Annotated in this window: 10 protein-coding genes; 4 read left to right on the forward strand and 6 right to left on the reverse strand. The window is 71.4% G+C overall.

Annotated features, from left to right (window positions below):
* Positions 1–2: 2 nt before the first annotated feature.
* Positions 3–836 (reverse strand): mycofactocin-coupled SDR family oxidoreductase, encoded by an 834-nt coding sequence (locus tag AB0C78_RS34405; RefSeq protein WP_360756215.1) that lies wholly within the window; start codon positions 834–836, stop codon positions 3–5.
* 167 nt (positions 837–1,003) lie between these two features.
* Here AB0C78_RS34405 and AB0C78_RS34410 point away from each other — a divergent pair, with 167 nt between their 5' ends.
* The 3 genes from AB0C78_RS34410 to AB0C78_RS34420 all read left to right on the forward strand — a co-directional run bounded on the left by AB0C78_RS34410 (position 1,004) and on the right by AB0C78_RS34420 (position 6,118).
* Positions 1,004–1,939 (forward strand): helix-turn-helix domain-containing protein, encoded by a 936-nt coding sequence (locus AB0C78_RS34410; RefSeq protein ID WP_360756217.1) that lies wholly within the window; start codon positions 1,004–1,006, stop codon positions 1,937–1,939.
* A 136-nt stretch (positions 1,940–2,075) separates the two neighbouring features.
* The gene (locus AB0C78_RS34415; protein ID WP_360756220.1) at positions 2,076–5,177 is read left to right on the forward strand and encodes a glycosyl hydrolase; all 3,102 of its coding nucleotides are present in this window, start codon (positions 2,076–2,078) and stop codon (positions 5,175–5,177) included.
* 101 nt (positions 5,178–5,278) lie between these two features.
* Positions 5,279–6,118, forward strand: coding sequence for an NAD(P)H-binding protein (locus AB0C78_RS34420; protein ID WP_360756223.1), 840 nt, complete (start codon positions 5,279–5,281; stop codon positions 6,116–6,118).
* 35 nt (positions 6,119–6,153) lie between these two features.
* Here the strand turns inward: AB0C78_RS34420 and AB0C78_RS34425 are convergent, their stop codons facing one another.
* Entirely contained in the window at positions 6,154–6,693 is a 540-nt protein-coding gene (locus tag AB0C78_RS34425; RefSeq protein ID WP_360756226.1) for an NUDIX domain-containing protein, read from the reverse strand.
* Positions 6,694–6,761: 68 nt separating this feature from the next.
* Positions 6,762–7,157, reverse strand: a complete 396-nt coding sequence (locus AB0C78_RS34430) for a RidA family protein (protein WP_360756248.1) — start codon at positions 7,155–7,157, stop codon at positions 6,762–6,764.
* A 125-nt stretch (positions 7,158–7,282) separates the two neighbouring features.
* On the opposite strand from AB0C78_RS34430, the gene AB0C78_RS34435 reads away from it, so the two are divergent.
* Complete coding sequence (locus tag AB0C78_RS34435) at positions 7,283–8,263, forward strand: WYL domain-containing protein (RefSeq protein WP_360756229.1); 981 nt, start codon at positions 7,283–7,285, stop codon at positions 8,261–8,263.
* Positions 8,264–8,287: 24 nt separating this feature from the next.
* On the opposite strand, the gene AB0C78_RS34440 is transcribed toward AB0C78_RS34435, so the two are convergent.
* The 3 genes from AB0C78_RS34440 to AB0C78_RS34450 all read right to left on the reverse strand — a co-directional run.
* Positions 8,288–8,968 (reverse strand): GAP family protein, encoded by a 681-nt coding sequence (locus tag AB0C78_RS34440; protein ID WP_360756232.1) that lies wholly within the window; start codon positions 8,966–8,968, stop codon positions 8,288–8,290.
* Positions 8,969–9,103: 135 nt separating this feature from the next.
* Positions 9,104–9,985 carry a crotonase/enoyl-CoA hydratase family protein gene (locus AB0C78_RS34445; protein WP_360756235.1) on the reverse strand — a complete coding sequence of 294 codons (882 nt, stop codon included), beginning with the start codon at positions 9,983–9,985 and terminating at the stop codon, positions 9,104–9,106.
* Positions 9,986–10,061: 76 nt separating this feature from the next.
* Positions 10,062–10,769 (reverse strand): sigma-70 family RNA polymerase sigma factor (locus AB0C78_RS34450; protein WP_360756238.1); only part of this gene is annotated, 708 nt, incomplete at its 5' end.

Raw genomic sequence — 10,769 nt, forward strand, 5'->3', positions numbered from 1 at the left:
CGTCAGAGCTTGTTGCAGAAGCCGGCGTCGACCGGCATCGCCACACCGGTGATGAACTTGGCCTGGTCGGAGGCGAGGAACGCGACGGCGTCGCTGATGTCGCCGGGCTCCAGCATGTCGACCGGCATCGGGTTCTGCAGGTGCGGCCCGCCGCCCTCGGGGTTCTGCTCCAGCCACTCGGTCATGCCCGGGTTGACCGCCATCATCGTCCGGACCGCGGTCGGGTGCACCGTGTTCACCCTGATGCTGTGCGGCGCCAGGGCGTTGGCGAACGTCCGCATCAGCCCGACCACCCCGTGCTTGGACGCGGCGTACCCGACCCCGCCGCCCTGCGTGCCGCCGAAGCCGCGCAGCCCTGCGGTGGAGCTGGTGATGATGATCGAGCCGCCGCGGCCGCCCTCGATCAGGTGCGGCATCGCCGCCTTCACGGTGTTGAACGTCCCCGACAGGTTGACGCCGACGACGGCCTCCCAGTGCTCGAGCTCCTCTTCGATGGTCAGCTCGCGGAACGCCATCGGGGCGATGCCCGCGTTGGCGCAGACGATGTCGAGCCGGCCCAGCTCGGCCACGCCCGCGTCCAGCGCCGCCCGCAGCCCGTGGAAGTCGCGCACGTCGGCGACGGCCCCGATCATCCGCCGTCCCTGCTCCTTGACCAGCGACTCCGTCTCGGCCAACTCCTCGCGGGTGCCCATCGCGTAGCCGTTGGCGGGGATGTCCGCGCAGATGTCGACGCCGATGACGTCCGCGCCCTCGCCGGCGAGGCGCACCGCGTGGCTGCGCCCCTGCCCGCGTGCCGCACCCGTGATGAAGGCGACCTTGCCGTCCAGTTGTCCCACTGCTTCCCGGCCCTTCCCGCTCCACGCCGGCGCGCGGCGACGCGCTTCCGTCCTTGCGTCGCGGCCGCTGATCGAACCGATCCGATCTCTCTTCGGCATTGCTATAACAAAAAGTTCTTTGCAGTCAACAGTCCGGGTGCGCTCCGGAATCCGGTAGGTTGTGCTGCATGGCTCGTCCTGCGCCTGCGTCCACCCGCGCGGCGACGATCATCTCCTTCCTCACCGCGCATCCCCTGCAGGGCTTCACGATCAGCGAGCTCGCCCGGCACCTCGGGATGAACATCGCCTCCGCCCACGCCACGCTGGCCGTGCTGAGCGACTGCGGATTCGTCCTGCGGGATCCCGTGCACCGCACGTACGTGCTCGGCCCGGCGCTGGCGGCGACGGGCTTCGCCGCGCAGGAGCGGCACCCGGCGATCGGCGCCGCCATCGCCCAGGCCGAAGTGCTCGCCGCCGAACTCGAATGCGAGATCGGCGTGACGGCCGTCGCCGGGCGGGACGTCGTCATCCTCGCCCAGCGGGGGCCGGAACCGGCCGCCTCCGGCATCGGCTACCCCGGCGACCGGTCGCCGTTGCTCGCCCCGATGGGCGCGCCGTTCCTGGCGTGGGCCGACGACGAGGCCGTTGCGGCCTGGCTGGAGCGCGGCGCCGTCGGCCCGCCCCTCGACGCCCTCTACCGGCGCGTCCTCGCCCAGGTGCGAGACCACGGCTTCAGCGTCGCCACGTCCGCGATCGCGGCGCCGGCCGTGATCGAGGCCATGAGCCGGCTGCGCGCCGAACCGGCCGATGACGGCGCCGAGCAGAACCTCCGCGAGGTGCTGCGCGCGACCGACGAGATGCTCGTGCTCTTCGACGGCCTGCCGGGCGCCGACGAGATCGTGTTCAAGGCGATCGCCGCGCCGATCTTCGACCCGACCGGCCGCGCGCTGCTGACGCTCAGCATCACCGGATCCGGGGAACCGGTCCGCGTCGACCGGGTCCTGGCCCTCGGCCGGCGGCTGGTCCAGGCGGCCGGGATCGCGACGCGCCAGTCCCGGGGTCGTGTACCGCGCCGCGACGCGCATCGCGCCGCGAGCGAGCCCGCCGACGCGATCGGCGGTTGAGTCCCGGACGGACCGTTCCGGCACGGGACCTGTTGACGGCCTTTCGTCGCAGGTGTTAGACATGGCCCCTCCCAGTCTGCTGAACACCTGTTCGGCACACCCGGCCATTAAAACGTTTTAATAAGGAGTGGGCCCCGTGACAACCGCCAAGGTGCTGGTCACAGCCGTGACGGCCGCCGGCATGAGCATCGCCCTGACGGCCGGTGCCGTCGCCGCGGCCCCGCCGGGGACACCCGCCGCCACCTCGGATCGCGTCCCGTCCCTGACGGCCGCCGCCTTCCGGAATCCGCCCGCGGCCGTCCGTCCCAAGTACCGGTGGTGGGTGCCGCTCGCCGACACCGACGACGGCGAACTGCGCGCCGAGGTCAAGCAGATCGCGGACTCCGGCGCGGGCGGGGTGGAGGTCGCGCCGTTCGGTGTGCCGGGCGCGGGGAACCAGGACGCCGGCTTCCTGAAGACCTACGGCTGGGGCACCGCCTTGTGGACGCACAAGCTGCAGGTCATCCTCACCGAGGCGAACAAGTACGGGTTGACCGTGGACCAGAACATGGGCCCGCACTACCCGCCGACCGTGCCCACCGTGAAGGACGTCAACGATCCGGCGGCCGCTCAGCAGCTGGTGTACGGCTCGGCGTTCGTGAAGGCGGGGGAGGCCTTCCAGGGGAGCCTGCCCGCTCCAGGGACGAGCGTGCCGGCCGGAGCGAGGACGACGCTCGTCGCGGTCGCCGCCGCCAAGTGCACCGACGACGGGTGCCCTCTCCCCGAGGGCGCTTCGCGGAAGCTGGACCGCTCGACGGTCACCGACCTGACCAAGCAAGTGAAGAACGGTGAGCTGACCTGGACCGCGCCCGCCGGAACGGGCACCTGGGCACTGCTCGCCTTCTACCAGACGGCGGACGGCCTGACGAAGACGGCCCTGTCCGCGACCTCGCCGAACTACGTCGTCGACCATCTGAGCGGCACCGGAGCGAAGGCGGTCGCCTCCTTCTGGAACTCGGCGATCTTCACTCCTGAGACGCAGCGGCTCCTCGACCGGATGAACGGGCGCGGCTCCATCTTCGAGGACTCCCTGGAGATGGGGTCCAACCAGCTCTGGACGTGGGACTTCGCGAGCCAGTTCAGCAAGCGCCGCGGCTACTCCGTCGTCGACGCGCTGCCGGCCCTCACCGGCGTCGGCGCCCAGGGAACGGCGACGCCGGGGTTCGACTTCGGCGACGGCAGCGGAGCCCGCTACCGGCAGGACTACCGCCAGACCTGGAGCGACCTCTACATCGACCGGTACGTCACCGGCCTGCAGCACTGGGCCGAGTCGCACGGACTCGTCTACCGCGCCCAGCCCTACGGCAACCCCATCCAGACCGGGAGGGCCGCCCAGGTGACGGGCATCCCCGAAGGCGAGTCGCTCAACTTCGGCAGCCCCAACGCCTACGGCGCCGAACAGGACTACAAGGTGCTCGCAGGCGGTGCCCACACCGTCGGCACGACGCGGATATCGACCGAGTGCTGCGCCGTGTTCAACGGCGCGTACCGCTCCACCGTCGCCGGCCGCGACCTCAACCAGGATCTCAAGTCCGACCAGCCGTGGCTCAACGGCGACGCCCAGAACGGCAACCTCGACACCGCCTACAAGGCGTTCGCCGGCGGCGTCACCCAGGTCGTCTGGCACGGCTTCGCCTACAAGGACGCACCGGCGGGGCTCGCTTCACCGAACCCCGGCGAGGGCGGGGCGTGGCCCGGCTACAACCCGTGGAACATCCGCGGCTACCTCAACGTGGGGGAGCTGTTCGGACCGCGCGTCCCGCAATGGCAGGACTACCGCTCCGTCAACGACCACCTCTCCCGGCTCCAGCTCGTCCTGCGGCAGGGGAGGCCGCGCCTCGACCTCGCCGTCTACTACCAGGACCTCGGCCTTGCCGGGCAGAGCGTCAGCCCCCAGGAGGCGCCGGCGCACATGCTCGGTGTCGACTCGGCCACGGCCGCCGCGGGCTACACCTACGAATATCTGACGCCTGACACCCTTGCCGGCGCCCCCTACAAGGGCCATCGCCTCTTCCCCGACGGAGCCGCCTACAAGGGCCTCGTCCTGAACAACCAGACCACGATCACCACTGACGCGGCCCAGCGCATCCTCGCCCTCGCTCGCCGAGGCCTGCCCGTCTTCGTGATCGGCGCGGCCCCATCGGCTGCCCCCGGAGCCACCGGCCAGGACACCCGTGTCAAAGCGCTGACCGCGCAGTTGCTGCGCCAGCCGAGCGTCCGGCGCCTCACGAGTGAAGCCGAGCTGCCCGGCGCGCTGGACAACGCCGGCCTTCGGCCCGACGCCAAGGCGGCATCGTCTTCGGGCGCGCTCGAGACGGTGCACCGGAATGCCGACGGCACCGACTACTACTTCATCTACAACCGGTCCGCGTCACGGATCGACACCACGATCTCCCTCAACGGCACCGGACGGCCCTACCAGCTCGATAGCTGGAGCGGCAGCATCGACCCGATCGCCACCTACTCCAAGGACCGGGACTCCGTCAGGATCCCCGCGAAGCTCGCCCCGTACGGCGTCACCGTCATCGCGGTGACCAGCACGGACTACGGCGCCAAGCCGGGCACGCGGCACGCCGTCACCGCGACGACGGACGTCCATTACAACGGGGACGGCTCACTCCTGGCGCGCGCCATCGGCGCCGGCACCTACACCGCCGCCCTGGACAACGGCCGCAAGGTCTCCACCGTCATCAAGAACGTCGCACCCCAGCGAACCCTGACGTCCTGGCGGCTGTCCGCACAATCCTGGACGCCGGGAGCGGGCCAGGCCGAGACCACCAAGACGACACTGCCCACGACCGAGCCGGCCACCGGACCGGACGGCGCGCTACCGCCCTGGAACGAGATCGCCGGCCTGAACCACGCCTCCGGCGTCGGTGCCTACACCACCACCGTCACGCTGCCCAACGACTGGACCAGCCGAAACGGCGCCTACCTGGACCTCGGAAAGGCGGTCGACACCGTGCGCGTGGAGGTCAACGGCCAGGCCGTCGACGGCATCGACCAGAGCGACATCAGCCGCATCGACCTCGGCCGCCGGCTGCACCCCGGCGCCAACACCATCACCGTCACCGTCTCGACCACCCTTTACAACGCCGTCCACGCCACCGGCGGCGCCACCTATCGCGCACCCGAACAGCGAACCGGCCTGCTGGGCCCCGTCGTCCTGACCCCGTACGCCGAGTCCCCACTGCGCTGAGCGGAATGCGCCCGTCGTCCCGGACCGCCTTCCGGAGGCAGGTCATCACCCCGGTCAGATGACTGATGCCGTCCGTTTCCGCAGGCCATAGCGTCTCTTCCATGATTCTGGTGACGGGAGCGACCGGGAAGGTCGGCGGGCAAGTCGTGGCGCAGCTGCACGAGGCGGGCGTCGAGGTTCGAGCGTTGGCGCGCGTCCCGGAGGCGGCGAGCCTGCCCGACGGCGTGGAGGTGGTCCGGGGCGACCTGGCGGATCCGGGTTCCCTGGACGCGGCGCTGGACGGGGTGGACAAGGTGTTCCTGGTCTGGCCGACGCTGGCCGCCGATGCCGCCGCCCCCGAGGTGGTGCGGCTCATGGCGGCCCGGGCACGGCGTGTGGTGTACCTGTCGTCGATAGGCGCGGGCACGCCCGGCCGTGGCCCCGTACTCGACTCCCACGGACGGCTCGAGCGGTTGATCAAGGAGTCGGCGGCGGAGTGGACGTTCCTGCGCGGCGGCGGGTTCGCCGGCAATGACCTGGCCTGGGCGGAGGGCATCCGGGACGGCGGTGTGGTGCGCGAGCCGTTCGGCGGCTGGCGCCGATCGCTGGTGCACGAGGCCGACCTGGCCGCCGTGGGCGTGCGGGCGCTGCTGGACGACGGGCACGTCGGCGCCGTCTACGAGCTGACCGGGCCGGAGGCGCTGAGCCAGGCGGAGCGGGTGCGGATCATCGGCGAGGTCATCGGGCGGCCGCTGCGCTTCGAAGAGCTCTCCGTGGACGAGGCCAGGCGGCAGTTCCTGTCCTGGCTGCCGCCCGAGGCCGTCGACGCCACGCTGGAGGGAATGCTCGAGATGACCAAGAAGCCGGAGAAGGTCACGGGCACCGTCGAACAGCTCACGGGACGCCCCGCGCTGACCTACCGCGAATGGGTCGTCGACCACCGGCGCGACTTCACCGGGTGAACGCCGGCGCGTCATGAATCGGCGCCGGTGGATGGCTACGGGTGGTGCCATGGGAGGCAGGTGGGCTCGCTTCCACCGCGCCCGGCGAGCAGCTCGGTGAGCAGCGCCGCCAGCCGCAGCGGGAAGACGGGCTCGGGCGCGCCCTCCAGTTCGCCGATCGGCCACCAGCGGTGTTCGCTGATGTTGCGGCGTTCCACGTCGGTGAATCCGGTGGTGTCGATGTCGGTCGATGCCGTCCGGTAAAGGAAGTAGTCGTCGCGGAAGAGGCCGCGGGCCCATCCGGGGAAATCGGCGTAGCCGGACGAGAAGGCGACGGTGGCGCCCAAGTCGCCGGGCGCGGCCACCAGGCCGGTCTCCTCGTGGAGTTCGCGGGCGGCGGCCTCCGCGAGGGTCTCACCGTCGTCGACGCCACCGCCGGGCGTGATCCAGCAATGCCCCGCCTCTGGCTCGCCATGGGCGTGCGGGAAACGGAACAGCAGGACGCGTTCGGCGTCGTCCACGAGCAGCACCCTCGCGGAGCGTCGCCGGTACCGGTCGTCGTCCTCGTCCTGGCCCCGGCCCGTTGATGATCGCATGCCGCGATTCTCCCGCCTTTGCCGCTCGTGCCGCCTCCGGCAGGCTTGCCGGAGGCGGCCGGGACGCATCACGCGACGGCTGTGCCTTCGAGCTCGACCATCAGCTCGGGGATCGCCAGCCGGGTCACCCCGAGCATCGTGGTGGACGGTGCCACCCCGGCGGCGCCCAACCGCGACGCCAGCACGCCGTAGTGCTCGAAGAGCCGGTCGACGTCGGTGGTGTAGACGTTGAGCCGGACGAGGTTCGCGAGGGACATGCCGGCCTCGCCGAGCACGGCCTCCAGGTTGTCGAGGCTCAGCGCCAGCTGCGCCGCCATGTCGCCGGCGTGCTGAGGCTTGCCGTCGCCGCTCATCGCCGTCTGCCCGGAGCAGTACAGGGTGCGGGTCTGCCCGGAGACGAGCTCACCCTGGTCGTAGCCCACCTCCACGGACCACGCCCACGGGTTGACCGCCGTTCGCTCCATCGCCACATCGGCTCCATTCGATTCGTCGGGGACACGGGCGTCGATCGGCCTTCCGCGACGCCGTGCCGACGAGCCTCGCAGCGAATCACGACATCCTGTGTCGTGTATTTCGGTAATGTCCGCGTATGCGCGCCGACCGGTTGGTCTCGCTGGTGCTGCTGCTGCGCCGGCACGGCCGGCTGTCCGCGGCCACGCTCGCCCGCGAGCTGGAGGTGTCCACCCGCACCGTGCTGCGCGACATCGAGGCGCTGTCCGCGGCGGGCGTCCCGGTCTACGCCGAACGCGGCCGGCACGGCGGGTTCGCGCTGCTGCCCGGCTTCCGGACGGAGCTCACCGGGCTGAACCACGACGAGGCCCTCGCCCTGCTGATCGCCGGATCGCGGCGCGGCGCGCAGGCGTTCGGCCTCGGCTCGGCGCTCGCATCGGCCATGCTCAAGGTCGTGGACGCGCTGCCCGAAGGCCATCGGGACATGGCGGCCGGCGCGGCCCAGCGCCTGCTCATCGACCCGGAGACCGACCTCCTCTCGCGCCGGCTCGTCACCGAAGAGGTGCCCGACGCCGTGGTGGCCGAGGTCCGGCGCGCGGTGTTCGCCGGGCACCGGCTGCGCATCCACTACGCGGCCTTCGGGCAGGCGCCGAAGTGGCGCACGGTGGACCCGGTCGGCCTCGTCACGGTTCGCGGCCAGGGCTACCTGCTGGCCACGCGGTCCGGCGAGGACCGCACCTACCGGCTGTCGCGTGTGCTGGCCGCCCAGGAACTCCCCGAACCCGCGCAGCGACCGGACCGGGTCGATCTGGACCGGGCCTGGCGGGAGCGCAGCACGCGGTTCCGCACCGGCGGCGACCAGGTCACCGTGCTGGTACGGGTGGACCCGGCACGGCGGGAGGAGCTGGTGGGCACCGCGCTGGCCGTCCTCGCCGAGGAAGCCGAGGCGGGCGGACGGCTGCGGCTGGAGGTGACCTTCCAGGACCGGAGGCACGCCGAGTGGGCGCTGTGGCAGCTTGCCGCGGACGCCGAGGCCCTGGCCCCGCAGTGGTTGCGGATCTCCCTGCGCGACCGCGCCGCCGCGATCGCCGGCTCCTACGCGAGCCGCCCCGAGGGCTGACGGGCGATTCCCCCGCCGGGCTGTTCAGCCGATGAGCCCGCCGATGCCCTTGCCGATCAGGACGACGCCGATGACGAGCAGCAGCACGAACATGACCGTGGTGTTGTTGCGTTCGAGCCAGGTCTTCAGGGCGTCCAGCGGCCGGCGCATGCGCGCGGTGTCGGCGACGTAGACGATCACGGGAACCGCCACGCTGGACACCGCGATCACGGTGAAGACGGCGACGGCCACGATCTGGCCGCCGGTGCTCAGCCGCCCCTGGCTGACGGCGATTCCGGCCGCGGCGCACATCATCAGGTTCTTCGGGTTCACCGCCGACAGCAGCACGCCCAGGGACGCGGCCTTGACGGGGGTGAAGGTGTCGATGGCCTTCATCCACGCCGGCATCTCCGCCTGCTCTCCCGGGTCGGGACGGGCGGTGAACTGCTTGGCGGCGAGGATGAGCAGCAGCACGCCCAGCAGCAGCTTGATCCAGGAGACGCCGGTCTTGGGCCGCCCCGACGCGGCGGTCATGCCCAGCCCGTTGGCGATCAGCAGCAGCACGACGGTCGCCGCGAGGACGCCGCCGACCCAGCCCGCCAGGAAGCCGAGGCCGGTGGCGCGGGCGCGCGGTGCCAGCAGCATGAGAATGACCGCGATGATGGGGATCGGGCTGACCGCGACCCCGATCGCCAATGGCAGCAGTGTCCCGATGACCTCGCCCATGTCGCCCCCGAACCAGCCCGTTATGGTCGCCGGACTGTCGGAGTACCCAATTTGATCAAGCCGAATACCGCATCCGGGGCGCCCCTGGCGGCCGGCGCCCGTGGGGATGGGCGTCCAGGTCTCGCGGACCCTGGATCAGGGTTCCTGGTCGAGGTCGGCCGCGTCGGGGACGGGTCCGCCGCCGTTGGGGATCCAGCGGCCGGAATCGCGCCACTTGACGGCTTCATGGAAGCCGTGGGTGGCGGCGAACTCCTGGAACCAGCGGCCCTCGGGGGAGTGCCGGGTGATGCCGTCGAAGAGGGTCGCGAGGATCTGGGTGCCGTGCAGCCCCATGTTGTCGTACGCCTGGTTGATCATGAGCTTCTGCATGGCGAGCTGGTTGACCGGGACGCCCGCGATGCGGTCGGCGAGGGCCTCGACCGCGCCGTCGAGGTCGCCGGCGGGCACGGACTCCAGGACCAGGCCCCAGTCGGCCGCCTGCCGGCCGTCGATGGTGTCGCCGGTGAGCAGCATCCGCTTGGCGCGTTCGGCGCCCAGCCGGTAGACCCACATCGCGGTGGTCGGGCAGCCCCAGACCCGCGCCGGCATGTACCCGATCCGCGCGTCGTCGGCCATGACCACCAGGTCGCACGACAGCGCGATGTCGCTCCCGCCGGCCACCGCGAACCCGTGGACCTTCGCGATCGTCGGCTTCAGCGACCGCCACAGGGAGAAGTAGTCGTCGGTGAACGACTTCATCGCCGTATAGTCCTGGATCGGATCCCAGACCGGGTCGCCACCGCCGGACCCCTGCGTCCCCTGGCCGTCCTCCGCGGAGATCTTCAGGTCGTACCCCGAGCAGAAGGCGCGGCCGGCGCCCTGCAGCACGATCACGTGCACGCCGGGGTCCTGGTTCGCCCGCCGGACGGCCGCGGCCAGGTCCCCCGGCATGGCGAAGTCGATGGCGTTGAGCCGCTCCGGCCGGTTCAGCGTCAGGTACGCCTTGCGATCCCTGCTCTCGTACAAGACCGTCGACATGCAGACTCCTGTCCGTCGGTGCGGGAACCGGCCGGCGCCCTGCGGGCGCGGCCGCCCCGGTGACATTACAGAAGTTCTACACGTGGCGAAAGCTCTGTAATTCCGTGGCGCAGGCCGTGCCGTAGCCCGCCAGGTCGCCGCCGAGCGCGGCGGCGGCCAGGAAGCGTTCGGTGGTCGCCCGATGCTCGGCCGGCGTGGGCCGGAACCGCGGACGGCGCGCCCGGACGTGCCGCCGGGCCCGGTACGCCATCTGCTGCACCGCCCGTTCGGTGCGTCCGACGATGACCGCGATCTCTGCGTGCGAGAAGCCGAAAACGTCGTGCAGCAGGAACACCGCGCGCTCCGTCGGGGCCAGGGTCTCCAGGACGACCAGCAGGCCCGCCGCCACCGCGTCGACCGGACGCGGCTCGACGTCCGGCTCGGACGGCCGGTCCCCGCCGGCCGGCACTTCCCGGCGCGCCCGTACCTTGCGAAGCTCGTCGATCGCCTGGCGGGTCACCAGCCGGAACAGGTACGCGCCCGGGTCCGCGACCGAACGGTGGTCCACCCGGCTCCAGCGAAGCCAGGCCTCTTGAAGGACGTCGTCGGCATCGGCCCGATTTCCGAGCATCCGATACGCCGCGGCAGAAAGCGCGACCCGGTGCTTCTCGAACAGTTCTTCGGCTGCGTCCATTGCACCTCCCGTAGAGACCTCATCAACAAGACGGTCCAGGGGGGCGCCGGCGTCATGCTCCGACATGCTGCTGCGCATCGCCGGGCGGTTCGAGCGCGCCCTGTTCGTGGG

Source organism: Actinomadura sp. NPDC048394, assembly GCF_040651755.1.
In the GTDB taxonomy this organism is placed as follows: Bacteria; Actinomycetota; Actinomycetes; order Streptosporangiales; family Streptosporangiaceae; genus Spirillospora; species Spirillospora montaniterrae.